The organism is uncultured Sphaerotilus sp. (assembly GCF_963924895.1).
GTDB lineage: Bacteria > Pseudomonadota > Gammaproteobacteria > Burkholderiales > Burkholderiaceae_C > Sphaerotilus.
Map to the genome: position 1 here is coordinate 22,464 of NZ_CAWURG010000012.1, position 24,681 is coordinate 47,144.

Below are 24,681 nucleotides of genomic sequence, written 5' to 3' on the forward strand. Positions count from 1 at the left end.
AAGCCCCGGAGCGTGGAATCTCCGGGGCTTTTCGGGTGAGTGGTGGAGCCGGGGGGAATTGAACCCCCGTCCGCAAGCCATCCTCGGGCAGTTCTACGTGTGTAGTTCTCTGATTTGAGTCTCATGTCGCTGACGGGCAGGAACACCCTTCAGACAACACCAGTCACTTTGTCTTGTCCCCGGCTGTGTGACACCACCAGAGACCAGCCCATGTGTATTACCTCTCAGCCCTTGCGGACCCGGCCCATCGGCCAACCGTTGAGAGGCTCGCCGGTGTTAAGCGGCGAGAGCGTACGTAGAGTCGTTCGCAGTTACTTTGTTTCCAGTGGTTTTACGAGCGAACTGGTGCTCGACACGCCCTACTCCAATTCCGAACCCACGTCGAAACCAGGTCGGCCCCTGAACCGCGTATCTTAGGCCATTCCGGGCAAGTTCAAGAGTTCCCCCGGAAAATTGATCAGATGATCGGCGCCCCAGGCCTCGATCGGCTCACCCTGGCCGAGGTAGCCCCAGGCCACGGCGACCGTGCCCATGCCCGCCGCTCGGCCCGCCTGCACGTCGCGCAGGTCATCGCCGACGTAGAGGCAGCGCGCCGGATCGACCCCCATGCGTCGCGCGGCCTCGAACAGCGGCTCGGGGTGTGGCTTGGCGTGCGGCGTGGTGTCGCCGCAGACCAGCACGCGGCTGCGGTGTTGCAGGCCCGCCGCAGCCACCACGGGTGCGGCGAAGCGGCTGTGCTTGTTGGTGACGATGCCCCAGGGCAGGTCGGCCGCGTCCAGCGCATCGAGGACGGAGGCCATGTCGCCGAAGACCCGCGTCAGACGGGTCATGCGGGCTTCGTAGATGGCCAGATATTCGTCCTTGAGCGCCTCGAAGTCGGGATGCTCCGGCGTGATCTGCAGCGCCACACCCAGCATGCCGCGCGCACCGGCACCGGTCATCGGCCGGAAGTCGGTCAGCGGCAGCGCCGGCAGACCGCGGCGTTCGCGCAGATCATTGCCTGCGCCGCCCAGGTCGGGCGCGCTGTCGATCAGGGTGCCGTCAAGATCGAACAACACCGCATGGACACGCGGCCCCGTCTTCATGCTGTCCCCTTGCGGCACGCCAGCAGGTAGTTGACGCTGGTGTCGTCGCTGAGCCAGTAGCGCTTGGTCAGCGGGTTGTATTCCATGCCGCGGGTGTGCAGCACGTCCAGCCCGGCCGAGCGGCCCCAGGTCGCCAGCTCGCTCGGGCGGATGAACTTGGCGTATTCGTGCGTGCCGGCCGGCAGCAGGCGCAGCAGGTATTCCGCGCCGACGATGGCGAACAGGAAGGACTTCGGGTTGCGGTTGAGCGTGGACAGGAACACCCAGCCGCCCGGCTTCACCAGCTTCGCGCAGGCGGCGACGATGGCCGCCGGATCAGGGACATGCTCGACCATCTCCATGCAGGTGACGATGTCGAACTGGCCGGGCTGCTCGTCGGCCAGCACCTCGGCGGCGACCTCGCGGTACTGGACGTTCTCGATGCCCGCTTCCATCGCGTGCAACTGGGCGACCTTCAGCGACCGTTCAGCCAGATCGACGCCCAGGACCTGTGCGCCCTGGCGCGCCATGGCTTCGCTGAGGATGCCGCCGCCGCAGCCGACGTCGACGATCCGCCGTCCATCGAGCGGGCCGGCGCACTGGGTGATCCAGTTCAGGCGCAGCGGGTTGATCTGGTGGAGCGGGCGGAACTCGCTCTCGGGGTCCCACCACTTGTGGGCCAGCTCGCTGAACTTGGCGAGTTCCTTGGGGTCGGCGTTGGTCATCATCCTGTGATCCTAGTCGAAGCGGACCGGCCATGAAAAAACCCCGCCGAGGCGGGGTTTCGCAGTGAGCGAGCCGAAGCTGCTGACTTACTTGGTACGCGTACCAACCACTTCGATCTCGACGCGGCGGTTCTTGGCCTTGCCTTCCTTCGTCTTGTTGTCGGCGACGGGCTGCTTTTCGCCCTTGCCTTCGGTGTAGACGCGGTTCGGCTCGATGCCCTTGCTGACCAGGTACTTCTTGACCGCTTCGGCGCGACGCACCGACAGCTTCTCGTTGTACTTGTCAGAACCGTCGCTGTCGGTGTGACCGACGGCGATGATGACTTCGAGGTTGATGCCCTTGACCTTGCTGACCAGATCGTCCAGCTTGGCGCCAGCTTCCTTCTTCAGGACCGACTTGTCGTGGTCGAAGAAGGCGTCGGCGGCGAAGGTGACCTTCTCGCTGACCGGAGCGGCCGGGACCACCACAGGGGCGGGCTTCGGAGCAGCCACGGGTGCGACTGGAGCCGGAACCGGAGCAGGTGCCGGAGCAGGTGCCGGAGCAGGTGCCGCAGGCTTGGCCGGGACCGGAACGCCGTCGCACGGCAGCACGCCGGTCGCAGGAGTCCAGTTGGCATCGCGCCAGCACAGCTCGTTGGAGCCGTTCTTGATCACGGTGCCGTCAGCAGCACGCCAGTTGTCCATGGCGCCGGAGGTCGAGCCACCGGTCGCACAGGCGGCCAGTGCGGCCGACGCGAACAGCAGTGCAACCTTGTTGAGTTTGTTCATGGTTCTCCTCTCGAGAAAAGCCGCAAATCGGGCTGCAGAATGCAGAAAAAGCGGCGGCCCATGCTTGCCGATGAGAGCGCGGCGCTAGGGACCGACGAAATGATTGTGCCATACGAGGTCAAACGGATCGTTAGGCCGGAGGACGCCGTCCAAAGAGTCTGTTGCGTGGTGGCGACATTGCGTGGCTCGTAGAATGCAGGGCTCGATCGTCCGCGCTGGGACCCTGACCGCATGACTCAATTCGCCAAAGAAACACTGCCCATCAGCCTCGAAGAGGAGATGCGCCGCTCTTATCTGGATTACGCCATGAGCGTGATCGTCGGTCGGGCGCTTCCGGATGCGCGCGATGGACTCAAGCCGGTGCATCGTCGCGTGCTGTTCGCGATGCACGAACTGAGCAACGACTGGAACCGTCCCTACAAGAAGTCTGCCCGCATCGTCGGTGACGTGATCGGTAAGTACCACCCGCACGGCGACACGGCGGTCTACGACACGATCGTGCGCATGGCGCAGGACTTCTCGCTGCGCCACATGCTGGTCGATGGCCAGGGCAACTTCGGCTCGGTCGACGGTGACAACGCCGCGGCCATGCGGTACACCGAAATCCGCCTGTCCAAGATTGCGCATGAAATGCTGGCCGATCTGGACAAGGAGACGGTCGACTTCGGCCCCAACTACGACGGCAGCGAAAAAGAGCCGCTGGTGATGCCCGCCCGGCTGCCCAACCTGCTGGTGAACGGCTCGTCCGGCATCGCGGTCGGCATGGCCACCAACATCCCGCCGCACAACCTCAACGAGGTGGTCGACGCCTGTCTGCACCTGCTGAACAACCCGCAGGCGAGCATCGATGAGCTGATGGAGATCATCCCGGCGCCGGACTTCCCGACCGCCGGCATCATCTACGGCGTCAGTGGCGTGCGCGAGGGCTACCGCACCGGCCGTGGCCGCGTCGTGATGCGTGCCAAGGTCCACTTCGAGGACATCGACCGCGGGCAGCGCCAGTCGATCATCGTCGACGAGATCCCCTACCAGGTGAACAAGAAGACGCTGCTGGAGCGCATCGCCGAACTGGTCCACGAGAAGAAGATCGACGGCATCAGCCACATCCAGGACGAGTCGGACAAGTCCGGCATGCGGGTGGTGATCGAGCTGAAGCGCGGTGAAGTGCCCGAGGTGGTGCTGAACAACCTGTACAAGCAGACGCAACTGCAGGACAGCTTCGGCATGAACATGGTCGCGCTGATCGACGGTCAGCCGCGCCTGTGCAACCTGAAGCTGCTGCTGGAGATCTTCCTGGAGCACCGCCGCGAGGTGGTGACGCGCCGCACGGTGTTCGAGCTGCGCAAGGCGCGCGAGCGCGGGCACGTGCTCGAAGGCCTGGCCGTGGCACTGGCCAACATCGACGAGTTCATCCAGATCATCAAGGCCTCGCCCACGCCGCCGGTCGCCAAGGCTGCGCTGATGAACAAGAGCTGGGATTCGCAGCTCGTGCGCGACATGCTGGCCCGCGCTGAAGAGGCCGGCACGCTGGGTGGCCGCCAGGCCTATCGCCCGGAAGGCCTGCCCGAGCACTACGGCATGCAACCCGACGGCCTCTACCGCCTGTCGGACGACCAGGCCGGTGAGATCCTGCAGATGCGCCTGCAACGCCTCACCGGGCTGGAGCAGGACAAGATCATCGGCGAGTACAAGGACGTGATGGCCGTCATCGCCGACCTGCTCGACATCCTGGCCAAGCCCGAGCGCGTGACCTTCATCATCAGCGAGGAGCTGACCGCGCTGAAGCTGGAGTTCGGCCAGACCAAGGTCGGCGCGCGCCGCTCGGTGGTCGAGCACAACGTGCAGGAACTCGGCACCGAAGACCTGATCACGCCGACCGACATGGTCGTGACGCTGTCGCACACCGGCTACATCAAGAGCCAGCCGCTCGCCGAATACCGTTCGCAGAAGCGCGGCGGCCGCGGCAAGCAGGCCACGGCGACCAAGGACGACGACTGGGTTGACCAGCTCTTCATCGCCAACACGCACGACTGGATCCTGTGCTTCAGCGACCGCGGCCGCGTGTATTGGCTCAAGGTCTGGGAAGTGCCGCAGGGCGGGCGCGCCAGCCGCGGCAAGCCGATCGTCAACATGTTCCCGCTGCAGCCGGGCGAGAAGATCACCGTCGTGCTGCCGCTGACGGGCGACAACCGCCGCTTCCCCGCCGACCACTACATCTTCATGTGCACGGCCCGTGGCACGGTCAAGAAGACAGCGCTGGACGACTTCAGCAACCCGCGCAAGGCCGGCATCATCGCCGTGGACCTGGACGAGGGCGACTACCTGATCGGCGCCGCGCTGACCGACGGTGCGCACGACGTGATGCTGTTCAGCGACGGCGGCAAGGCGGTGCGCTTCGACGAGAACGACGTGCGTCCGCTGGGCCGGCAGGCGCGTGGTGTGCGCGGCATGGCGCTCGAAGAAGGCCAGCGTGTCATCGCGATGCTGGTCGCCGAGGACGAGACCCAGAGCGTACTCACCGCCACCGAGAACGGCTACGGCAAGCGCACCTCGATCGTCGAGTACACCCGCCACGGCCGCGGCACCAAGGGCATGATCGCCATCCAGCAGACCGAGCGCAACGGCCGCGTGGTCGCGGCGACGCTGGTCCGCTCCGCCGACGAGATCATGCTGATCACCGACCGCGGCGTGCTGGTGCGCACCCGGGTGTCGGAGATCCGCGAACTCGGCCGCGCCACCCAGGGCGTGACGCTGATCGCGCTGGACGAAGGCTCCAAGCTGTCGGGCCTGCAGCGCATCGTCGAGAACGACGCTGCGGTCGAAGCCGCTGCCGACGCCACCCCGGACACCGATCCCGCCAATTCCGACAATCCTGAAACCGATGCCGGCGACACCGCCGGGGAGAGCGTTTGATGACTTCCAATCTGTGGCGCTCGGCGCTGACGACCGGCGCCCTGTGTGTGCTGATGACCGCCCCGACCCTGGTCGCGGCCGAGACCAGCCCCGCCAAGAAGGAGCTGGTCGCCAAGGTGGTGCAGTTGCAGCAGGGCGGGGTCGAGGGCATCGCCCGCAGCCTGGTCGAGCAGCCGGCGATGGCACTGATGCAGCAGGCCGGGCAGGTGCTCCAGACCCGCATCGCACCCGAAAAGCGCGAGGCGATGGCCAAGGAGATCCAGGCCGACATCCGCAAGTACGTCGAGGAAACCAACCCGCTGCTGCGCGACAAGGCGCTGAAGCTGGCGCCGGGCGTGATGGGCCCGCTGCTGGAAGAGAAGTTCACCGAGGACGAACTCAAGCAGCTCGTGAGCTGGCTGGAGTCGCCCGTGATCCGCCGCTACCAGCAGCTCACGCCCGAGATCCAGAAGGGCCTGTCCGAGAAGCTGGTCGCCGAGACGCGTTCGCTGGTCGAGCCGAAGCTGCAGGCGCTGGACCGCAGTGTCAGCACGCGTCTGGGCGTGCCGCCGCCGGCCAAGGGTGCTTCCGCACCGGCCAAGAAGTAAGCCACGCCGTTCCCCCTGGCCTCCCTAGTCCTGCCTGTGAGTTGACGATGTCCCAGCGCCCCTACAACTTCTCCGCCGGTCCGGCGGCGTTGCCCGAGGAAGTTCTGCACCAAGCCGCGGCCGAGATGCTCGACTGGCACGGCTCGGGCATGGGCGTGATGGAAATGAGCCACCGCGGCCGCGAATTCATGTCCATCGCCGAAGCGGCCGAGGCCGATCTGCGCGAATTGCTGGCGGTGCCGGCGAACTTCCGCATCCTGTTCATGCAGGGCGGCGGGCTGGCCGAGAACGCGATCGTGCCGATGAACCTGTCGCGTGGCGGGCAGGCGGACTTCGTCATCACCGGCTCCTGGTCGCAGAAGTCGGCCAAGGAAGCGCTGCGCTACTGCGACGCCAAGGTCATCGCCAGCAATGCCGAGGGCGGTCACCTGACCATGCCCGACCCGGCCAGCTGGGCGCTGCGGCCGGGGGCGCGTTACGTGCATGTCTGCAGCAACGAGACGATCCACGGCGTCGAGTTCCAGACGCTGCCGGACCTGCAGGCGCTGGGCAGCGACGCCGCACTGGTGATCGATTGTTCGTCGCACATCCTGTCGCGCACGATCGACTGGTCCAAGGTCGGTCTGGCGTTCGCGGGTGCGCAGAAGAACATCGGCCCGGCAGGGGTCACGATCGTGGTCGTCCGCGAGGACCTGCTCGGCCACGCGCTGGCGGTCTGCCCGAGCGCCTTCGACTACAAGACGGTCGCCGACAACGCCTCGATGTACAACACGCCGCCGACCTACGGCATCTACATCGCCGGGCTGGTGTTCCAGTGGGTCAAGCGCCAGGGCGGCGTGGCCGAGATGGAGCGCCGCGCGGTCGAGAAGGCCGAGCTGCTCTATGGCTATCTGGACGGCGAGGGCGCGGGCTTCTACGTCAACCGGATCGACCCCGCCTGCCGCTCGCGCATGAACGTGCCCTTCCAGTTGCGCGACGAATCGCGCAACGAGGCGTTCCTGGCCGGGGCGAAGGCGCGCGGCCTGCTGCAGCTCAAGGGCCACAAGAGCGTCGGCGGGATGCGGGCCTCGGTCTACAACGCCATGCCTTTGGCTGGCGTTCAGGCACTGGTGGCCTACTTGCGCGAATTTGCCGCCGCGAACGGCTGAACCGACAGAACAACACGACGAGACCATCGCCATGACCACGCCGACCCTGCCCACCTTGCCGGAGCTGCGCGACAAGATCGACGCCCTCGACCGCGAGCTGCTCGCGCTGCTCAACCGCCGCGCCGGGCTGGCGCTGGAGGTCGGCGAGATCAAGAAGAAGGAAGGCTCGGTCGTCTTCCGCCCCGAGCGCGAGGCGCAGGTCATCGACGGCCTGAAGTCCGGCAACCCCGGCCCGCTGAAGAACGAGAGCGTTGCTCCGATCTGGCGCGAGATCATGTCCGCCTGCCGCTCGCTGGAAACCCCGACCCGCGTCGCCTACCTCGGCCCGGCCGGCACCTTCAGCGAAGAAGCGGCGCTCGGCTACTTCGGCTCGTCCATCGTGCGCGTGCCGTGCGCGAGCATCGACGAGGTGTTCCGCAGCACGTCGGCGGGTGTGGCCGACTTCGGCGTCGTGCCGGTCGAGAATTCCACCGAGGGCATGGTCGCCCGCTCGCTGGACATCTTCCTGACCATGCCGCTGTTCATCATCGGCGAGACCAGCCTGTTCGTGCGCCACAACCTGCTGCGCAAGGAGAACGCGCTCGACGGCATCACCGCGGTCTGCGCCCACCCGCAAGCGCTGGCGCAGTGCCATGAATGGCTGTCGCTGCACCTGCCGCACGCCGAGCGGCGCCCGGTGTCGAGCAACGCCGAGGGCGCGCGGCTGGCGGCGCTGGACCCGTCGATCGCCGGCATCGCCAGCACGCGCGCGGCCAGCGAATACGGTGTCCACGTCGTCGCCCCGGCGATCCAGAACGACACCCACAACCGCACCCGCTTCGCCATCGTCACCGACCCGCTGCGCCACCCGGCTCCTCAGGCGTCCGGCCACGACTGCACCAGCCTGGTCGTCTCGGTGGAAAACCGCCCCGGCGCCATGTACGACATCCTCGCGCCGCTGAAGAAACACGGCGTGTCGATGAGCCGGCTGGAGTCGCGCCCGGCGCGCTCCGGGCAGTGGGAGTACTACTTCTTCATCGACCTGCAGGGCCACCCGAACCAGCCCGCGGTGCAGACCGCGCTGCATGAGCTGCGCGAGTCCTGCGCTTTCTTCAAGGTGCTCGGCACCTACCCGATCGACGTTCACTGAGTACGGCACGGACACCATGTTCAATCAACTGGGGGTGATCGGCTGCGGCCTGATGGGCGGCAGCTTCGCGCTGGCGCTCAAGCGGGCCGGGCTGGTGCAGCGCGTGGTGGGCTACAGCAAGTCGCCGTCCACGGTGGAGCGCGCACGCCGCATGGGCGTGATCGACATCGCGGCCGAGTCGGCGCTGCTGGCGGTGTCGGGTTCGGACATCGTGCTGATCGCCGTGCCGGTCGCCGCGAGCGAAGCAACGTTCAAGGCGATCCGCCACATGGTCGAGCCGGGCACGCTCTTCATGGACGTGGGCAGCACCAAGCGCGATGTGGTGGACGTGGCGCGGCGCGTGCTGCGCGAGCGCATCGGCAGCTTCGTGCCGGCGCATCCGATTGCCGGCAAGGAAGTCGCGGGGGTGGAGCACGCCGATGTGCAGCTCTACCAGGGCAAGCAGGTCATCCTCACACCGCTGGCGCAGACCGACCCGGTGATGGTGCAGAAGGCCACCGACGTGTGGGCCGCGATCGGCTGCCAGGTGCTGCGGATGACGCCGGAGAACCACGACACCGCGTTTGCCGCCGTCAGCCACCTGCCGCACCTGCTGGCCTTCGCCTACTTCAACGCGATGCTGGCGCAGCCGGCGGGGCGCGAGTTCCTGTCGCTGGCCGGGCCCGGTTTCCGCGATTTCACCCGCATCGCCGCGGGCGATCCGAACGTCTGGCGCGACATCCTGCTGAGCAACCGCGAGGAGATCCTCAAGCAGTCGCAGCGCCTGCGCCACGCGCTCGACGCCTTCGAGGTGGTCATGCGCTCGGGCAACACCGAGGCGCTCGAAGACCTCATCCGCACCGCCTCCGATGGCCGCGCCGGCTGGCAGATGAATGCCCGTCCGGCCACGGCCCGCTGACCCTGCCTGCTGAACCCGCCCGCTGTTCCTGCTCCGCGCCATGTATTCGATTCCCTTCCTCGACCTCCCGCCACTCGGACACGCTGCCGGCACGGTGCACCTGCCCGGCTCCAAGAGCATCTCCAACCGCCTGCTGCTGCTGGCCGGCCTGAGCGAGGGCACGACGACGCTGGTCGATCTGCTCGACTCCGACGACACCCGCGTGATGCTGGACGCGCTGCGCACGCTCGGCTGCACGATCGAGGAAGACGGCCGCCACACCCGCATCACTGGATTTTCCGGTCGTCCCGCTGTGTGCGAGGCCGAGCTGTTCCTCGGCAACGCCGGCACCGCGATGCGCCCGCTGACCGCGGCGCTGTCAGTGATCTCGACGCTGGTGGCGGACACGGTCTTCACGCTCGGTGGCGTCAAGCGCATGCACGAGCGGCCGATCGGCGATCTGGTGGACGCGCTGCGCGGGCTGGGCGGAGTCGTCGAGTGTCTGGGGGTCGAAGGCTATCCGCCGCTGCGCGTGGCGGGTGGCGCGCTGACGCTGGATGCGCCGGTGCGCGTGCGCGGCGATGTGTCGAGCCAGTTCCTGACCGCGTTGCTGCTGGCCTTGCCGCTGGCCGCGACCGACCGGGCAGTGACGATCGAGGTGGTTGGCGAGCTGATCTCCAAGCCCTACATCGAGATCACGCTGAACCTGCTGCAGCGCTTCGGCATCGCGGTCGAGCGCCACGGCTGGGAGCGCTTCGTCATCCCCGCCGGCAGCCGCTATGTGACGCCGGGCGAAGTCCACGTCGAGGGCGATGCGTCGTCGGCGTCCTACTTCATCGCGCTGGGCGCCATCGCGGGCGTGGACGCGCCGGTGCGGATCGAAGGGGTGGGCGCGGCGTCGATCCAGGGCGACATCCGCTTCGTCGAGGCGGCCGAGGCGATGGGCGCAGTGGTCCGGGCCGAGCCGAATGCGCTGGAGATCCGCCGCGGCGCCTGGCCCTTGAAGGCGATCGACCTTGACTGCAACCACATCCCCGATGCAGCGATGACGCTGGCCGTGATGGCGCTCTACGCCGACGGCCCGAGCACGCTGCGCAACATCGCGAGCTGGCGCGTGAAGGAAACCGACCGCATCGCCGCGATGGCCTGCGAGCTGCGCAAGCTCGGCGCCACGGTGGAGGAGGGCGCCGACTACATCCGCGTCGAGCCGCTGGCGACCTTCCAGCCGGCCGCCATCCACACCTACGACGACCACCGCATGGCGATGTGCCTGTCGTTGGCGGCGTTCAACCGGCTGAACCCGACCGGCGACGGCGAGCACGCGGTGCCAGTGCGTATCCTCGACCCGAAGTGCGTGGCCAAGACCTTCCCGGACTACTTCGAGGCGCTGTTCTCGGTGGTCACCGCTCGGCCGGCGGACATTCCCGTGCTGACCATCGACGGGCCGACCGCGTCGGGCAAGGGCACGCTGTCCGCCTGCGTGGCCGACCGGCTGGGCTACCACACGCTCGATTCCGGCTCGCTCTACCGCGTCACGGCGCTGGCCGCCCGGCGTTCGGGCGTGTCGGCCGAGGACGAACAGGGTTTGGCGGCGATCGCCCGCTCGATGGCGCTGCGCTTCGAGGGCGTGCGCGTGCTGCTGGCGGACGAGGACGTGAGCGACGACCTGCGCGACGAGGCGGTGGGCACGATGGCTTCGCAGATCTCGGCCTGGCCGGCGGTGCGGGCGGCGCTGTTCGATCTGCAGTGCGACTTCCGCCAATTGCCGGGGCTGGTGGCCGACGGGCGCGACATGGGCACGGTGATCTTTCCCGACGCGCGGCTCAAGATCTTCCTCACCGCGACGGCCGCTGCGCGCGCCGAGCGGCGCCACAACCAATTGATTTCCAAGGGAATTCCTGCTAGTCTCGAAGACCTTCGAGCCGACTTGGAGGCGCGCGACGAGCGGGACAGAACCCGCGCCACCGCCCCCTTGAAGCCGGCCGAAGACGCGCTCTTGCTGGACAACTCGCAACTGGGCATCGAGGCTTCGATGCAGCAGTTGGTGGTCTGGTGGAACGCGAGACAACCGTTCGAGGCCACGTCGGCGCCCGCCCACTGACGCCCCGCGCGGACCAGCAACCTAACCCCGCCACGGAAGTGGCACCCGCCGCCGGGGTGTCCCGGTGCAGAAAGTCCCCAATGTCCCAAGCAGCTATGGCCGATTTCGGCATGGATTCCTTCGCGTCGATGTTCGAGGAGTCGCTTCAGCGCTCCAACATGCGCGCTGGTGAAGTGATCTCGGCAGAAGTCGTCCGCATCGAGCACAACTTCGTCGTCGTCAACGCCGGCCTGAAGTCCGAAGCCTACGTTCCCCTGGAAGAGTTCAAGAACGACAAGGGCGAACTCGAAGTCCAGGTCGGCGACTTCGTGTCGGTGGCCATCGATGCCATCGAAAACGGCTACGGCGACACCATCCTGTCGCGCGACAAGGCCAAGCGTCTGGCCTCGTGGCTGTCGCTGGAAACCGCACTGGAGTCCGGCGACTTCGTGACCGGCACCGTGTCGGGCAAGGTCAAGGGCGGCCTGACGGTCCTCGTCAACGGCATCCGCGCCTTCCTGCCGGGCTCGCTGCTCGACACGCGTCCGGTCAAGGACATGAGCCCGTACGAGGGCAAGACGATGGAGTTCAAGGTCATCAAGCTCGACCGCAAGCGCAACAACGTCGTGCTGTCGCGCCGTGCTGTGGTTGAAGCTTCGATGGGCGAAGAGCGCGCCAAGCTGCTGGAAACGCTGCGCGAAGGTGCCTTCGTCAACGGCGTGGTCAAGAACATCACCGAATACGGCGCGTTCGTGGACCTGGGTGGCATCGACGGCCTGCTGCACATCACCGACATGGCGTGGCGCCGTGTCCGTCACCCGAGCGAAGTGGTGACGGTTGGTCAGGAACTGACCGCCAAGGTCCTGAAGTTCGATGCCGAGAAGAACCGCGTCTCGCTGGGCCTGAAGCAGATGGGCGACGATCCGTGGTACGGCGTGTCGCGTCGCTACCCGTCGAGCACCCGCCTGTTCGGCAAGGTCACCAACATCGCCGACTACGGCGCGTTCGTCGAGATCGAGCCGGGCATCGAAGGCCTGGTGCACGTCTCCGAAATGGACTGGACCAACAAGAACGTCGCGCCTTCGAAGATCGTTGCCCTGGGCGACGAGGTCGAAGTCATGGTTCTGGAGATCGACGAAGACAAGCGTCGCATCTCGCTGGGCATGAAGCAGTGCCGTGCCAACCCGTGGGACGAGTTCGCGCAGAACTTCAAGCGTGGCGACAAGGTCAAGGGCCCCGTCAAATCGATCACCGACTTCGGCGTGTTCGTTGGTCTGGCCGCTGGCATCGACGGTCTGGTGCACCTGTCCGACCTGAGCTGGAACGAGACTGGCGAAGCGGCTGTGCGCAACTTCAAGAAGGGCCAGGAAGTCGAAGCCGTCGTTCTGGGCATCGATGTCGAGCGCGAGCGCATCTCGCTGGGCATCAAGCAGCTCGACGCCGACCCGTTCACCAACTACACCTCCATCAATGACCGTGGCATGACGGTCGTCGGCAAGGTGAAGACGGTCGACGCCCGTGGCGCCGAGATCCAGCTGAGCGAGGAAGTCACCGGCTACCTGCGCGCTTCCGAGCTGGCCCGCGAGCGTGTCGAAGACGCCCGCAACCTGCTGAAGGAAGGCGACGATGTCTCCGCCATGATCATCAACATCGACCGCAAGACGCGTTCGATCCAGTTGTCGATCAAGGCCAAGGACAGCATCGAGCAGCAGGAAGCCCTGCAGCGCCTGTCCGTGGACAACCGCGAAACGGTTGGCAACGCTGGTACCACCAGCCTGGGCGCTCTGCTCAAGGCCAAGCTGGACCAGGGCAACTGATCAAGTGAACGCCTGCTGAACACCACGACCCTCGCTGCATGACCCGCTCCGACCTCGTCACCCTGCTGGCCAATCGTTTTGGCCAGCTCACGCACCGTGATGCCGAGTTCGCCGTCAAGACGATGCTCGACGCGATGTCGGACGCGCTCGGAAAAGGTCACCGCATCGAGATCCGTGGTTTCGGCAGCTTCGCGATCAGCCACCGGCCGCCGCGGGTGGGGCGCAATCCCCGCTCCGGCGAGCCGGTCACCATTCCCGAGAAGCTCGTTCCGCATTTCAAGCCGGGCAAGGCCTTGCGCGAGGCTGTCGACCAGCCCTCCGCCGACCGTGCTGAAGGCTGAGCGGTCCCTGCGCTGCGCTGCCGCGCACTAGAATCGCATCGCCATGCGATTCCTCTCCTGGCTCTTTCGAGCCGCCGTTTTCTTCGTCCTCTTTGCCTTTGCGCTGAACAATCAGCACGAAGTGCAACTCAAATGGTTTTTCGGCTTCGAGTTCCGCGCACCGATGGTGTTGCTGGTGCTGGTGGTCTTTGCCGCTGGCGCCGTCTTTGGCGTGCTGGCCATGACGCCGAACTGGTGGCGACAGCGTCGCCGCCATGCTGTCCGCCCCGCGCCTGCGAAGTCGGCTGCTGACACGGTGGTTGCGGCCGCGAGCCTGCCCGTGGTGCCCGATGTGCCGCTGAGTGCCTCCCCGCGCGATGGAATTTGACCTGCAGTGGCTGCTGATGGGCCTGCCGCTGGCCTTCGGCTTCGGCTGGCTGGCGTCCCGCTTCGATCTGCGGCAATGGCGGCGTGACGCCGAGTCCTCGCCCCGGGCCTACTTCAAGGGCCTCAACCTGCTGCTCAACGAACAGCAGGACAAGGCCATCGACGCCTTCATCGAAGCTGTCCAGCATGACCCCGGCAGCTCGGACCTGCACTTCGCGCTCGGCAACCTGTTCCGCCGCCGCGGCGAGTACGAGCGGGCTGTGCGCGTGCACCAGCACCTGCTCGCCCGGGCCGATCTGCCCGCCGCCGAGCGCGACCGCGCGCAGCATGCCCTGGCGCAGGACTACCTCAAGGCTGGCCTGTTCGACCGCGCCGAATCTGCCTACAAGGCGCTGGAAGGCACCGCGTTCGCGACGGACGCCCGTCTGGCGCTGCTGACGCTGCACGAGCGCTCGCGCGACTGGAAGTCCGCGATCGAAGTGGCCCGCGGGCTGGAGACGGTCGCAGCGGGTTCCTTCAGCCAGCGCATCGCCCATTACGACTGCGAGCTGGCGCTCGAAGCCGACGCCCGCGGGCAGAGCGATGACGCGCTGGCTGCACTGGAAAAGGCCCGCCAGGTGGCACCCCAGGCCGCCCGACCGCTGGTGCTGGCGGGTCAGCGCTGCGCTAGGCTCGGCCAGCATGACCAGGCGCTGGGCTGGTGGTTGCCGCTCGCCAGCGTGCACCCTGGCGCGCTGTCGGTGATCGCCACTGAACTGGCGGCCAGCGCGCTGGCCTGCGGCCGTGGCGACGAGGCGCGGGCCGTGCTGCGCGAGCTGCATGCGCGGGCACCGACCTCGGACCTGCTGGCGGCGCTGCTCAAGCTCGATGGCGACGCGCAGTCGCGCCGCCAGCTGCTGCTGACGCACCTGCAGGTGCAGCCCGGACTTGGTCCGGCGCTGAGCCTGCTGCGCGAGCACGGCCGCGAGCCGCTGGATGTGCAGGAGTTGCAGGCAGTGCAGGTCAGCGTCGCGCAGGCGCTGAAGCCCCTGCAGCGTTACCGCTGCGCCGCCTGCGGCTTCGAGGCGCAGCAGTATTTCTGGCAGTGCCCCGGCTGCCACGGCTGGGACACCTTCCCGCCGCGCCGTCTCGAAGACCACTGAATCCGTCCGGGGCCATCCCCCATCGGTGTGACCCTTGCGGGGGATGTGGGCGATGCCCGCCGTCCGTATCGTGACCCTGCATGTCGTGCACATGAATCCATGTGCCCATGACCACCAAGGGGAACCACCATGCAGATGATCCGGAAAATCCTGAGTGTCGTGCTGAGCCTGGCTGCGGCCACCTGTCTGGCCGCGGCCGACATCAACAAGGCCAGCCAGGCCGAGCTGGAGGCCGTCAAGGGCATCGGACCGGCCATGTCCGGCAAGATCCTGGACGAGCGCAAGAAGGCGCCGTTCAAGGACTGGGCCGACGTGATGGAGCGCGTCAAGGGGGTCAAGCAGGCCACGGCGGCCAAGTATTCCACCGGCGGGCTGACGGTCAACGGCAGCACCTTCGAGCGGGCGGTGGGTGCCCAAGTCGCGGCGGCCACCGTGCCGGCCGCAGAACTCAAGTCCGAGAAGAAGAAGTAAGGCGGGCGGTTTCGGGCGGCGGCTCCATGGCCGGGTGCGGTGTCACTGCGAGGGCGCCGGCCCTGCGGTCCCAGCCGAAAAAGGCCCGCACTTCGTTGCGCTTCACCTGGGCATCGGCTTCACCGAGGGCAATCAGCTCGCGGGTGTAGCCGGACTCGAACAGCAGGTAGCTGGCGAGCGCCGCGCCCCGTGCCGTTTCACCTTGACCGGTGACGCCGACGCCCCGCAGCAGCGCGCGGATGGTGCGGGGCAGGCTGTCCAGGTGCTTCCCGGCGAGGTCGTCCAGGCGCTGGCTGGGCGCGATCACCAGTGCTTCGATCGGGCGCAGCGGAGTGCGGGCCAGCGCTTCGGGCGACAACAGCGCCAGCGTGTTGTTGATGCGCTGCATCCGCTCGATGTCCACCGCGAGTGCGTCCAGAAAGATGTTCGACAGCGCGTGCCCGGCGATTTGTGCGACGCTGGGGTAGCCACTGATGTCCTGGTGACCGCCCGGCGGTTCGTGCATGCGGCCTGCACCGACGATCAATATCCGCTCGGCGCCCAGGTGGACGGCGGGCGAGATGGGGGCGGCCTGTCGCATCGAGCCGTCCCCGAACCATCCGACCCGGTCATTCACGGGCAGCGAAGTCGCCGGAAACACGAATGGAATGGCGGAAGAGGCCAGCAGATGCCGCACGCCCAGTCGGGTGCGAACCGCCAGCCGATGCGAACGGGTCCAGGGGGCGATGTCCTGTCCGGATTCGTAGAAGGTGACGTGTTCGCCGCTGGAATAGCTGGACGCGGTCACGGCCAGCGCATGCAGGTGGCCATCGGCCATCAGCCGCGGCAGCCGGTCGAAGCGCACCATGCGCAGCAGCAGCGCTTCGAGCGGGCTGTTGTCGAGCAGCGAGCGCGGCCGTGCGCGACGCCACCGGTGCAGCGCCCACCCGAAGGACATCATCGTCAGCCAGGGCGCGCTGGTGCGGATGATCCCCAGCGAGTCGGTCCGGTAGACCTGTTCGGAGCGGAACTGCGACCAGATGTCGACCACCTCGCTCACGGCGGCGTCGAACCGGTCCGCCTGGCAGGCCAGCGCAGCCGCGTTGATGGCGCCGGCGGACGTGCCTGCGATCACCTGGTACGGGCTGCTCCGTGGCGCTCCGGCTTCCCGGCCGATGCGGGCAATGGCCTTGAGCACGCCCATCTGGTAGGCCGCCCGGGCGCCGCCGCCGGTGAGCAGGAGTCCGATGCGGCCGGGTGCTGGGGGCGGTGGGGGGGATGGACTGTCCATGCGTGCAGTCTATCGAGCGGGCTCGCACCCGGCGGCGCGGAAATCACCGATTTCGGCAGCGCAATCCGATTCGGATTGGCTGCGGGAACCCGTGGGCGTCAGGTGCGCCAGATGCGCGGGGCATGGGGTTCGAGTTGCCACGCCGAGGCCCGCCAGGCATTGCGCACGGCGACCAGGAGTTGCATCGCCGGTTCCACCCGGTCCGCCAGCACGCGCAGCACGACGGTGCGTGCATGCGGCGCCGTGGCACCGGCCAGACCCGCCAGCGTGGAAGCACCGATGGCGTCCCGCGCACGGTCGAGCAGGTCGGTGCGCTGGTCATTCGGCAGCGCCGTGCCGGCGGTGAACCACAACGTCCCCAGCACCCGGCGGCCGGCCCAGCCCACGGGGCTGTCCAGCAGGCGCCGGTCTGCGGCGTCGATCACGGCCTGTTCGAGCCAGACGTCCGGCAACTCCAGCCGCTGGGTATAGCGACCGCGGTCCCAGTGTTCATTCGCTGCAGGCAGGCCGAGGGCCAGCAGATCCCATCCGATCATCTCGGCGCCGGGAGCCAGGTCGAAGCGCAAGCGGTTTTCTGCGATGCACTGCCGGTAGGCGATGGTCTCCATCGGCAGCCACTCCAGCCGGGCACCCGTTTCCAGCCGGGCCTGCACTTGTTGCACGGCGGTCTGTCCGGCGCTGCGGTAGTAACGGGTGGCGCCCGGCGTGGTGATGAGGGCGTGGGTGCCGGCAGCGAGTTCGGCGTTGATTTCCAGGACGTCGCCACCGACGATGCCGCCCGGCGGATGCACCAGCACATGGTGGCAGACCGCTTCGCCCTCCGGGTAGAGGCGCTGCAGCACGCGCAGCGGGCCGTGGTGCCGGTCCAGCGCGATGGTGCGGCGACCGTCCAGCGAGTATTGAAGGTTCAGGTGTCCGAGCCAGCTCATGGTGCAAGGTGGAGGCGGTGACAAAGACGAAAAAAAACCGCCACGAAGGCGGCGGTTTTTCTGGTGGCCCGAGGGCCGGCGGCTAATTACAGCGCGCGGATGTTCGAAGCTTGCAGACCCTTGGGGCCTTGCTTGACTTCGAATTCAACCTTCTGGTTTTCGGCCAGCGAGCGGAAGCCGCCGTTGTTCTTGATTTCGCTGTGGTGGGCGAACAGGTCCTTGCTACCGTCGGCCGGCGTGATGAAGCCGAAGCCCTTGCCGTCGTCGAACCATTTCACGGTGCCAGTTTGGGTCGTACTCATGGATGATGTTCCTTGTTGAGTGGTAAAAAAAATGAAGACACCCGGCGAATACCGCGCATCAGAAAGCGCACAGCAATCGCTGGGACAGAAACACTCAAGAAACGTCAAACCGGGGATTTGATGACCTGGGCCGGCTCCGCCGATACTGCATCGAGGGCGAAGCGGAAGAGGAGCAAGACCTTCAAGAAACGGTCTTGTGCATGTCTGTGGGCGCAGTGTAGTCGCAGTCCCCGGTTCCTGCTTGGATTTTTTCAAGCCCCCGGGCAGGAGTCGGTCACCGGGCCTGCCAGAAGCGTTCGTGCACCTCGGCCAGCTCATTCTCGATCTCGGCCACCGGTCCCCAGACGCGGATCGGTTTCTGGCCCCGGGAGAAGACCTCGCGGCACGGAATGTCCAGCGTCGGGTTCTCCGGGTGGCGCCCGGTCATCGAGCGCAAGCGGGTCTCGCTCATGCCGTAGACCAGCCGGCCGATGCCCGCCCAGTACTGCGTGCCTGCGCACATGCAGCAGGGCTCGACCGTGGTGTAGAGCGTGCAGTCCCACAGTTGGTCGGCGTCGAACTTGGCCGCCGCCTGGCGAGCGATCACCGCCTCGGCGTGGTTGACGCTGTCCACGTTGCCCTGGATCAGCAGCACCGTCTCGTGGTCCGCCGCCACCAGCAGCGCGCCGAAGGGATGGTGGCCCTGTTCCATCGCGGCGCGGGCGATGTCGGCGGCCTGGCGCAGATGCACCAGCATCTGCGCCGTGGTGGGGTCGGGACGGGTGAAGGTGTTCATGTCCGCCATGATGCGCCGGCGAGAGGTTCAATGTGCATTGGATCCACGATGGGCCCAACCCGTGGTGCGCTTTTCCACCACCGAGAACAACTCGTACATCGCCATGGCCATCGCGCCCACCACCACCAGCCCCGCGAAGGCCAGCCCCATCTGCATCGAGCTGCCCGCCGAGATCAGCAGGTAGCCGATGCCCTCGTTGGCGGCGGTCATCTCCGACACCGTCGTGCCCACGAACGCCAGCGTGATCGCCACCTTCAGCGAGCCGTAGAAGTAGGGCAGCGAGCGCGGCAATCCCACCTTGGTCAGCACGTCCCAGCGCTTGGCCCCGAGCACGCGCAGCACGTCCTCCAGCTCCGGCTCCAGCGTCGCCAGGCCGGTGGCGATGTTCACCATGATCGGGAAGAAGCTGATCAGGAAGGCGGTCAGGATCGCCGGGCCGGCGCCAATGCCAAACCACACCACCAGGATCGGCACGAACGCCGCCTTGGGCAGCGCGTTGAACGCGGTCATCAGCGGGTACACCGCGGTGTAGGCCACCCGCGAGCTGCCGATCAGGAAGCCCAGCAGCACGCCGACCACGATCGACAGCCCGAAGCCCGCCATCGTCACCCAGTAGGTGCGCCAGGCGTGGCCGGCGATCGTCGCGCTGTGCTCCTGCAGCGCTGCGGCGATCGCGGCCGGGCTCGGGAAGATGAACTCGGACACCTTGAACACCGTGCACAGCACCTGCCACAGCAGCAGCACCGCCACCAGCAGGATCCACGGCGACCAGCGCTCCATCGTCTTGGGGTTCATTGCGCGATCTCCACGGGGCTGGCCACGGCGGCGGGCTGGCGCATCGCGCCGATGTGGCCGCGCAGCTCATGCACGATGTTGGTGAATTCCGGGGTGTAGGTGATCTCCAGATCGCGTGGCCGCGGCAGATCGATCTCGCGCTTGACGACGAAGCGCCCTGGGCTCTTGCTCATCACATAGACCGTGTCGGCCAGGAAGACACTCTCGCGCAGGTCGTGCGTGACGAGGATGACGTTGAACTTCTGCGCGGCCTGCAGGTCGCGCAGCGCGCACCACAGCTCCTCGCGCGTGAACGCATCCAGCGCACCGAAGGGCTCGTCCAGCAGCAGCAGCTTCGGCTCATGCACCAGCGCGCGGCAGATCGACGCCCGCTGCTGCATCCCGCCCGAGAGCTGCCACGGGAACTTGTCCTCGTAGCCGCCCAGGCCCACGCTCTGCAGCAGCTTGCGGGCCTTCTCGGTGTACGCGGCCTTCTTCTGCTTGAAGGACGAGCGGTAGGGCTCGACGATCTCCAGCGGCAGCAGCACGTTCTCCACCGTGGTGCGCCAGGGCAGCAGGCTCGGCGCCTGGAAGGCCATGCCGGTGATCTTCAGCGGGCCGGTCACGGGCTGGCCGTCGATCACCACGCGGCCCTTGCTCGGGCGCTTCAGGCCGGTGGCCAGCTTCATGAAGGTGGACTTGCCGCAGCCCGACGGCCCGACGATGGCGATGAACTCGCCTTCGCCCACCTGCAGGTTGATGTTCTCCACCGCGAACTGCTCCTTGGCGAGCAGCTCGTCGTTGTAGGCGAGCCAGACATCCTGGAAATCGACGAAGGCGGTCATGCGCGACGACCTCGGCTTACTTCTTCGCGGCGGCGAAGATGTTGCGGTCGGCGGCGGCGGGCAAGAAGCTGCCGTTCCACACGGCATCGGCCTTGACACGCTCCTTGGTGCCGAAGGCGTCCGAGACCTGGCTGGCCATCAGCGACAGGCGCGGGGCCTTCACCTCGCCGAAGCCCTCGGCCTTGGCATCGGGTGTCAGCACGGTCGCGTCCAGCGCCAGCTTCAGGCGGCGCAGCTCCAGCTCGCTGTTGATGATGCCGTCACGCGCCTTGACCGTCTCGACCGCGCCGGTCGGGTCCGCGATCACCGCCTTCACCCCCTTGGTGAACGCCCGCAGGAAGGCCTTGATCGCCTCCGGGTTCTTCTTCACGAACTCCTCGCTGGCGATGATCGCGTTGCCGTAGAGCTTCACGCCGTACTGCGGGTAGGGCAGCACGACCACGTCCTCGACCTTGACGCCACGCGCTTCGAGGTTGAGCAGCGAGGTGAAGGAGAAGCCGGTGATCGCGTCGATGTCGCCGCGCACCAGCATGGTCTCGCGCAGCGGCGGGTCCATCGCGGTCCAGGCGACGTTGCCGATGCCGTTGGCCTTGGCGAAGATCGGCCAGGCCTTGCGGCCGGCGTCGAACACCGGGGCGCCGAGCTTCTTGCCGTTCAGATCGGCGGGGGTCTTGATGCCGCTCTTCTTGAGCGCCAGCACCGCCGCCGGCGTGTTGTTGTAGACCATCATCACCGCGACCGGCTTGTTCGGCGCGGTCGGGTTGTTGGCGTGGAACTCCATCAGCGCGGCCAGATCGGCGAAGCCCATGTCGTAGGTGCCGGAGGCGACGCGGGTCACCGTGCCGCCCGAGCCGTTGCCAGCGTCGATGGTGACGTTGAGCTTCTCGTCCTTGAAGAACCCCTTCGTGGCGGGCATCTGGAACAGCGCGGCCGGTCCCTCGAAGCGCCAGTCGAGCTGGAACTTGACCGGTGTTTCCTGGGCCTGCACGGCCAAGGGCAGCGTGCCCAGCAGGGAGGCACAGGCGAGCACCAGCATGGTGCGGCGGATCGGCAAGGGATGGGGCATTGTGTACTCCAGATCGTATACAGTTTGGTGGACAGTTCTGGAAAGCAGTTTGCGTGCCAGTTCCGGCCGCCGCGATCAGCTCGAACCCTTGACCGGACCGGGGCTCAGGCTGCGGACGGTGCCAGCGCGCTGGCCAGATCGTGGATGCGCGGGTTCAGGCTGAGATTGCGCTCGACGCTGCCGATGTGGCTGGCCATCAGTGCGGCGGCAGCCTCGGCGTCGTGTCGGGCCAGGGCCTCGACGATGGCGACGTGTTCGTCCTGCGAGTGCTCGGCCGAGTGCGAGGACTGGTACATCAGCGAGATCAGCGACGAGCGCGACAGCAGGTCGGCGAGCAGCTGCGCCAGCACCTCGTTGCCGAGCTGGCGGGCGAGCACCACGTGGAAATCGGCCAGCAGCCGCGTGCGGCCCGGCACGTCGGTGCGCAGCACGGCTTCGCGCTCGGCGACGAGGTGGGCGCGCAGCTCCTCGATCTGGGCCGGCGTGATCGAGGCAGCGAGCTGGCGGGCCAGCGCGGTTTCCAGCATCTGCCGCACCGCGAAGACCTGCCGCGCTTCCTCGACGCTCGGTTGCGCGACGAAGGCGCCGCGTGCCGGCTCCAGCGTGATGAGGCGGTCGCGGCTGAGCTGCATCAGCGCCTGCCGCACGAGGGTGCGCGAGACCTTGAAGATGTCAGCGATCGGCTGCTCGGCGAGCTTGGTGCCGGGCATCAGGCGGCGCTCGACGATGGCGGCGGTGATGGCGTCGACGATGCGCTGCGTCGTGCTGGTGACGTGCTCGTCGGCCGCTACGGGTGGGGTGTCGGCAGCGGGTAACCCGCCGCCAGGTTGCAAGGCGTTCGGCGTCAGGGGAGGGCTGTGGTGCATGGTCGATCGCCGGTGTACGTTGTATTCTGGGGTGTTCATCCCAGTGTATACACGTGCCGCAAGCGTGTGCAATCGGGTCCTCCATGCTCCATCTGCTCAACCTGTTCGCCGCGATCGCCCTGCTGATCTGGGCGACACAGATCGTCCGCACCGGGGTGCTGCGCCTGTTCGGCGAGAGCCTGCGCCGCGTGCTGGCGGTCAGCATGGCGGCGTGGCCCGGGGCCATGCTGGCCGGGGCGGCGGTGACCTGCGTGGTGCAGTCGAGCACGGCGACCGCGCTGATCGTGTCGTCCTTCGTCGGCCAGGGGCTGGTGGCGACGGCGCCCGCGCTGGTGGTGATGCTGGGCGCGGATGTCGGCACCAGCCTGATGGCGCTGGTGTACTCGTTCGATCTGTCGTGGCTGTCGCCGGCGCTGATCTTCTGCGGCGTCGTGCTGCACCTCTCGCGCGAGAAGACCACCGCCGGCCGCCTCGGGCAGATCGCCATCGGCCTGGGGCTCATCACGCTGGCGCTGCGGCTCATCGTCGACAGCACCCGGCCGCTGGTCGAGGCGCCGCTGGTCAGCACCCTGCTGGTGAGCCTGCCCAACGAGCTGGCGCTGGAGCTGGTCGTCGGCGCCGTGCTGGCGATCGGCTCCTACTCCAGTCTGGCGGTTGTGCTGCTGGTCGGCACGCTGGCGCAGGAGGGCATGGTGCCGGTGGCGACCGCGCTCGGGCTGGTGCTGGGTGCCAATCTGGGGCGTGCGCTGGTGGCGGTGCTGTCGGTCTCGGGCTCCGATGTCTCGACGCGCCGCCTGCCGATGGGCTCGCTCATCCTGCGCTGTCTGGCCTGCGCGGTTGCGGCGCCGTTCATGGGGCTGTTCCATGTCTGGCTGCAGCAGTGGGTGCCGGAGGTGCTGCTGCAGGTGGTCGTCTTCAACCTCGCGTTCAACGCGGCGCAGGCGCTGCTGTTCGTGCCGCTGACCCGGCCGCTCGCCCGCCTGCTGGAGCGCTGGATGGTCACGCCCCCGCCCACCGACGACCGCACGCCGCGCCACCTCGACCCGCTGGTGCTGACCTCGCCGTCCCTGGCGCTGAGCTGCGCCGCGCGCGAGGCGCTGCGGCAGGCCGACGCGGTCGAGACCATGCTCAGCGGCATCCAGCCGGTGCTGCGCGACAACGACCTCGACCAGGCCGAGCGCCTGCGCCAGATGGACGACGTGGTGGACGCGCTCTACACCGCCATCAAGCTCTACCTGACGCGCATCTCGCGCCAGCCGCTGTCCGAACGCGAGAGCCAGCGCTGGACCGAGATCGTCTCCTTCACGATCAACATGGAGCAGATCGGCGACATCATCGAGCGCGTGCTGCAGGACATCGAGGACAAGAAGATCCGCAAGCAGCGCCGCTTCTCGGACGCCGGCATGGCCGAGATCATCCACCTGCACGAGCGGCTGATGGCCAACCTGCGGCTCGGCATGAGCGTCTTCCTCGACGGCCATCCGCGCGACGCGCAGAAGCTGCTGGAAGAGAAGGCCCGCTTTCGCAAGCTGGAGCACGCCTACGCGGCCAACCACCTCGGCCGGCTCAAGGACAACACCGCCGAGAGCATCGAGACCAGCTCGCTCCACCTCGACCTGATCAGCGACCTGAAGCGCATCAACTCGCACATCTGCTCGATCGCGTATCCGATCCTGGAGCCGACCGGGGCGCTGGCGCAGACGCGGCTGCGGCCGTCGCGGGTGGGCGGGCTGGATGATGTGCGGGGGTGAGGCGCCCATGAGAATCACGGTGACTCTGGACGATGCGCTGTACGAACAGGCCCGCAAGACTTGACAAGCGTTGGGCGGGGTGCGGGTTGATATGGCTGCTGACTGCGGAGGCCCCCCTCCCGGCCTCCCCCCGCTGGGGGGAGGAGGAAGAGATCGGGCGGCGGTGATCTGGTCTTGCCCCCTACCCCAGCGGGGGAGGGTTGGGGTGGGGGCTCGTGCCGCGCTAACCTTCCATCAACGACGGGCTTAGAGACAGCGAAAGGCTAGCCATGACGGAGATTTTTCAACTCTATGACCGGGTCGAGAGCCTCGTGGATCTGCCCGCATTCGGCGTCAAGGCCGGAGCCGTTGGAACGATTGTTGACACCCACCCTGGGGGCGCCTTCGAGGTTGACTTCGGGCTTGATGCTTCAGGCAACATCGTCACCGCTGGCCTGGACGCCAGCGAAATCATCGCGCATCGGGCGGATGTCAAGCAGGCTGCCTGACTATCCCCCTGCGCGTCAGATCAGCTCGGGCTGACGGTCGGCGGCGGCACGGGTTGCCGCTCCACCTGCTCCAGCGTCGGATCGATCGCCCACCCGATCCTGGAGCCGGCCGGCGCGCTGGCCAAGACCCGGATGCGGCCGTCGCGGGTGGGGAGGCTGGACGAGGTGCGTGGGTAGAAACTGTCCG

General features: G+C 67.3%; 24 protein-coding genes and 1 other RNA gene. 13 read left to right on the plus strand and 12 right to left on the minus strand.

Annotated features, from left to right (window positions below):
* Nucleotides 1–40 precede the first annotated feature (40 nt).
* From ssrA to ompA, 4 genes are all read right to left on the minus strand, one after another.
* Nucleotides 41–400: a transfer-messenger RNA gene (ssrA, locus tag AABN02_RS04270) on the minus strand.
* A 13-nt stretch (nt 401–413) separates the two neighbouring features.
* Entirely contained in the window at nt 414–1,085 is a 672-nt protein-coding gene (gene gph, locus AABN02_RS04275) for a phosphoglycolate phosphatase (protein ID WP_338413680.1), read from the minus strand.
* Complete coding sequence (ubiG, locus tag AABN02_RS04280; protein ID WP_338413681.1) at nt 1,082–1,789, minus strand: bifunctional 2-polyprenyl-6-hydroxyphenol methylase/3-demethylubiquinol 3-O-methyltransferase UbiG; 708 nt, start codon at nt 1,787–1,789, stop codon at nt 1,082–1,084. The genes gph and ubiG overlap by 4 nt, the downstream gene beginning before the upstream one ends.
* A gap of 87 nt (nt 1,790–1,876) precedes the next feature.
* Nucleotides 1,877–2,557 carry an outer membrane protein OmpA gene (ompA, locus tag AABN02_RS04285; RefSeq protein ID WP_338413682.1) on the minus strand — a complete coding sequence of 227 codons (681 nt, stop codon included), beginning with the start codon at nt 2,555–2,557 and terminating at the stop codon, nt 1,877–1,879.
* Between the two features lie 231 nt (nt 2,558–2,788).
* Between ompA and gyrA the strand changes: the two genes are divergently transcribed.
* The 11 genes from gyrA (at nt 2,789) to AABN02_RS04340 (ending at nt 15,428) form a co-directional block, all read left to right on the plus strand.
* Complete coding sequence (gene gyrA, locus AABN02_RS04290; protein ID WP_338413683.1) at nt 2,789–5,470, plus strand: DNA gyrase subunit A; 2,682 nt, start codon at nt 2,789–2,791, stop codon at nt 5,468–5,470.
* On the plus strand, nt 5,470–6,057 hold the full coding sequence (locus AABN02_RS04295; RefSeq protein ID WP_338413684.1) for a DUF2059 domain-containing protein: 588 nt from the start codon (nt 5,470–5,472) through the stop codon (nt 6,055–6,057). Before gyrA ends, AABN02_RS04295 begins: the two co-directional genes overlap by 1 nt.
* 47 nt (nt 6,058–6,104) lie before the next feature.
* A complete protein-coding gene (serC, locus tag AABN02_RS04300; RefSeq protein WP_338413685.1) occupies nt 6,105–7,205 on the plus strand; it encodes a 3-phosphoserine/phosphohydroxythreonine transaminase in 1,101 nt (366 codons plus the stop codon).
* A gap of 31 nt (nt 7,206–7,236) precedes the next feature.
* Nucleotides 7,237–8,334, plus strand: a complete 1,098-nt coding sequence (pheA, locus tag AABN02_RS04305; protein ID WP_338413686.1) for a prephenate dehydratase — start codon at nt 7,237–7,239, stop codon at nt 8,332–8,334.
* A 16-nt stretch (nt 8,335–8,350) separates the two neighbouring features.
* Entirely contained in the window at nt 8,351–9,232 is an 882-nt protein-coding gene (locus AABN02_RS04310) for a prephenate dehydrogenase/arogenate dehydrogenase family protein (RefSeq protein ID WP_338413687.1), read from the plus strand.
* Between the two features lie 40 nt (nt 9,233–9,272).
* The gene (locus AABN02_RS04315; RefSeq protein ID WP_338413688.1) at nt 9,273–11,312 is read left to right on the plus strand and encodes a bifunctional 3-phosphoshikimate 1-carboxyvinyltransferase/cytidylate kinase; all 2,040 of its coding nucleotides are present in this window, start codon (nt 9,273–9,275) and stop codon (nt 11,310–11,312) included.
* A gap of 80 nt (nt 11,313–11,392) precedes the next feature.
* Nucleotides 11,393–13,108, plus strand: coding sequence for a 30S ribosomal protein S1 (gene rpsA, locus AABN02_RS04320; RefSeq protein ID WP_338413689.1), 1,716 nt, complete (start codon nt 11,393–11,395; stop codon nt 13,106–13,108).
* 38 nt (nt 13,109–13,146) lie between these two features.
* Entirely contained in the window at nt 13,147–13,449 is a 303-nt protein-coding gene (locus AABN02_RS04325; protein ID WP_179632597.1) for an integration host factor subunit beta, read from the plus strand.
* A 43-nt stretch (nt 13,450–13,492) separates the two neighbouring features.
* Complete coding sequence (locus AABN02_RS04330) at nt 13,493–13,816, plus strand: LapA family protein (RefSeq protein WP_338413690.1); 324 nt, start codon at nt 13,493–13,495, stop codon at nt 13,814–13,816.
* Nucleotides 13,806–14,957, plus strand: coding sequence for a lipopolysaccharide assembly protein LapB (lapB, locus tag AABN02_RS04335; protein ID WP_338413691.1), 1,152 nt, complete (start codon nt 13,806–13,808; stop codon nt 14,955–14,957). The genes AABN02_RS04330 and lapB overlap by 11 nt, the downstream gene beginning before the upstream one ends.
* A 129-nt stretch (nt 14,958–15,086) precedes the next feature.
* Nucleotides 15,087–15,428: a DUF655 domain-containing protein gene (locus AABN02_RS04340; protein WP_338413692.1), complete on the plus strand. Its 342-nt coding sequence runs from the start codon at nt 15,087–15,089 to the stop codon at nt 15,426–15,428.
* Here AABN02_RS04340 and AABN02_RS04345 read toward each other — a convergent pair.
* The 8 genes from AABN02_RS04345 to AABN02_RS04380 form a co-directional block, all read right to left on the minus strand.
* Nucleotides 15,406–16,698 carry a patatin-like phospholipase family protein gene (locus AABN02_RS04345; RefSeq protein ID WP_338413693.1) on the minus strand — a complete coding sequence of 431 codons (1,293 nt, stop codon included), beginning with the start codon at nt 16,696–16,698 and terminating at the stop codon, nt 15,406–15,408. The two genes, AABN02_RS04340 and AABN02_RS04345, sit on opposite strands and share 23 nt — an antisense overlap.
* Nucleotides 16,699–16,796: 98 nt before the next feature.
* The gene (locus AABN02_RS04350; protein ID WP_338413694.1) at nt 16,797–17,627 is read right to left on the minus strand and encodes an urease accessory protein UreD; all 831 of its coding nucleotides are present in this window, start codon (nt 17,625–17,627) and stop codon (nt 16,797–16,799) included.
* Between the two features lie 86 nt (nt 17,628–17,713).
* On the minus strand, nt 17,714–17,929 hold the full coding sequence (locus AABN02_RS04355) for a cold-shock protein (RefSeq protein ID WP_179632592.1): 216 nt from the start codon (nt 17,927–17,929) through the stop codon (nt 17,714–17,716).
* A gap of 274 nt (nt 17,930–18,203) precedes the next feature.
* Complete coding sequence (locus tag AABN02_RS04360; RefSeq protein ID WP_338413695.1) at nt 18,204–18,704, minus strand: nucleoside deaminase; 501 nt, start codon at nt 18,702–18,704, stop codon at nt 18,204–18,206.
* 27 nt (nt 18,705–18,731) lie between these two features.
* On the minus strand, nt 18,732–19,499 hold the full coding sequence (locus AABN02_RS04365; protein ID WP_338413696.1) for an ABC transporter permease: 768 nt from the start codon (nt 19,497–19,499) through the stop codon (nt 18,732–18,734).
* Nucleotides 19,496–20,323 carry an ABC transporter ATP-binding protein gene (locus AABN02_RS04370; protein WP_338413697.1) on the minus strand — a complete coding sequence of 276 codons (828 nt, stop codon included), beginning with the start codon at nt 20,321–20,323 and terminating at the stop codon, nt 19,496–19,498. Before AABN02_RS04370 ends, AABN02_RS04365 begins: the two co-directional genes overlap by 4 nt.
* Before the next feature lie 16 nt (nt 20,324–20,339).
* Nucleotides 20,340–21,359: an ABC transporter substrate-binding protein gene (locus tag AABN02_RS04375; protein ID WP_338413843.1), complete on the minus strand. Its 1,020-nt coding sequence runs from the start codon at nt 21,357–21,359 to the stop codon at nt 20,340–20,342.
* A gap of 134 nt (nt 21,360–21,493) precedes the next feature.
* Nucleotides 21,494–22,294: a GntR family transcriptional regulator gene (locus AABN02_RS04380; protein ID WP_338413698.1), complete on the minus strand. Its 801-nt coding sequence runs from the start codon at nt 22,292–22,294 to the stop codon at nt 21,494–21,496.
* A gap of 44 nt (nt 22,295–22,338) precedes the next feature.
* Between AABN02_RS04380 and AABN02_RS04385 the strand changes: the two genes are divergently transcribed.
* Entirely contained in the window at nt 22,339–24,006 is a 1,668-nt protein-coding gene (locus AABN02_RS04385; RefSeq protein WP_338413699.1) for a Na/Pi cotransporter family protein, read from the plus strand.
* Nucleotides 24,007–24,275: 269 nt separating this feature from the next.
* Nucleotides 24,276–24,494 carry a DUF4926 domain-containing protein gene (locus AABN02_RS04390; RefSeq protein ID WP_338413700.1) on the plus strand — a complete coding sequence of 73 codons (219 nt, stop codon included), beginning with the start codon at nt 24,276–24,278 and terminating at the stop codon, nt 24,492–24,494.
* The last annotated feature ends 187 nt before the right edge of the window (nt 24,495–24,681 follow it).

Bases quoted from the DNA above. Each gene is read 5' to 3' on its own strand.
- serC (WP_338413685.1), top strand. From the start codon at position 6,105: ATGTCCCAGCGCCCCTACAACTTCTCCGCCGGTCCGGCGGCGTTGCCC.
- gph (WP_338413680.1), bottom strand. From the start codon at position 1,085: ATGAAGACGGGGCCGCGTGTCCATGCGGTGTTGTTCGATCTTGACGGC.
- AABN02_RS04330 (WP_338413690.1), top strand. From the start codon at position 13,493: ATGCGATTCCTCTCCTGGCTCTTTCGAGCCGCCGTTTTCTTCGTCCTC.
- AABN02_RS04365 (WP_338413696.1), bottom strand. From the start codon at position 19,499: ATGAACCCCAAGACGATGGAGCGCTGGTCGCCGTGGATCCTGCTGGTG.
- AABN02_RS04310 (WP_338413687.1), top strand. From the start codon at position 8,351: ATGTTCAATCAACTGGGGGTGATCGGCTGCGGCCTGATGGGCGGCAGC.
- ubiG (WP_338413681.1), bottom strand. From the start codon at position 1,789: ATGACCAACGCCGACCCCAAGGAACTCGCCAAGTTCAGCGAGCTGGCC.
- ompA (WP_338413682.1), bottom strand. From the start codon at position 2,557: ATGAACAAACTCAACAAGGTTGCACTGCTGTTCGCGTCGGCCGCACTG.
- pheA (WP_338413686.1), top strand. From the start codon at position 7,237: ATGACCACGCCGACCCTGCCCACCTTGCCGGAGCTGCGCGACAAGATC.
- AABN02_RS04350 (WP_338413694.1), bottom strand. From the start codon at position 17,627: ATGAGCTGGCTCGGACACCTGAACCTTCAATACTCGCTGGACGGTCGC.
- AABN02_RS04370 (WP_338413697.1), bottom strand. From the start codon at position 20,323: ATGACCGCCTTCGTCGATTTCCAGGATGTCTGGCTCGCCTACAACGAC.
- AABN02_RS04360 (WP_338413695.1), bottom strand. From the start codon at position 18,704: ATGAACACCTTCACCCGTCCCGACCCCACCACGGCGCAGATGCTGGTG.
- AABN02_RS04345 (WP_338413693.1), bottom strand. From the start codon at position 16,698: ATGGACAGTCCATCCCCCCCACCGCCCCCAGCACCCGGCCGCATCGGA.
- AABN02_RS04295 (WP_338413684.1), top strand. From the start codon at position 5,470: ATGACTTCCAATCTGTGGCGCTCGGCGCTGACGACCGGCGCCCTGTGT.
- AABN02_RS04390 (WP_338413700.1), top strand. From the start codon at position 24,276: ATGACGGAGATTTTTCAACTCTATGACCGGGTCGAGAGCCTCGTGGAT.
- rpsA (WP_338413689.1), top strand. From the start codon at position 11,393: ATGTCCCAAGCAGCTATGGCCGATTTCGGCATGGATTCCTTCGCGTCG.
- AABN02_RS04315 (WP_338413688.1), top strand. From the start codon at position 9,273: ATGTATTCGATTCCCTTCCTCGACCTCCCGCCACTCGGACACGCTGCC.
- AABN02_RS04385 (WP_338413699.1), top strand. From the start codon at position 22,339: ATGCTCCATCTGCTCAACCTGTTCGCCGCGATCGCCCTGCTGATCTGG.
- AABN02_RS04380 (WP_338413698.1), bottom strand. From the start codon at position 22,294: ATGAACACCCCAGAATACAACGTACACCGGCGATCGACCATGCACCAC.
- AABN02_RS04325 (WP_179632597.1), top strand. From the start codon at position 13,147: ATGACCCGCTCCGACCTCGTCACCCTGCTGGCCAATCGTTTTGGCCAG.
- AABN02_RS04375 (WP_338413843.1), bottom strand. From the start codon at position 21,359: ATGCTGGTGCTCGCCTGTGCCTCCCTGCTGGGCACGCTGCCCTTGGCC.
- lapB (WP_338413691.1), top strand. From the start codon at position 13,806: ATGGAATTTGACCTGCAGTGGCTGCTGATGGGCCTGCCGCTGGCCTTC.
- gyrA (WP_338413683.1), top strand. From the start codon at position 2,789: ATGACTCAATTCGCCAAAGAAACACTGCCCATCAGCCTCGAAGAGGAG.
- AABN02_RS04355 (WP_179632592.1), bottom strand. From the start codon at position 17,929: ATGAGTACGACCCAAACTGGCACCGTGAAATGGTTCGACGACGGCAAG.
- AABN02_RS04340 (WP_338413692.1), top strand. From the start codon at position 15,087: ATGCAGATGATCCGGAAAATCCTGAGTGTCGTGCTGAGCCTGGCTGCG.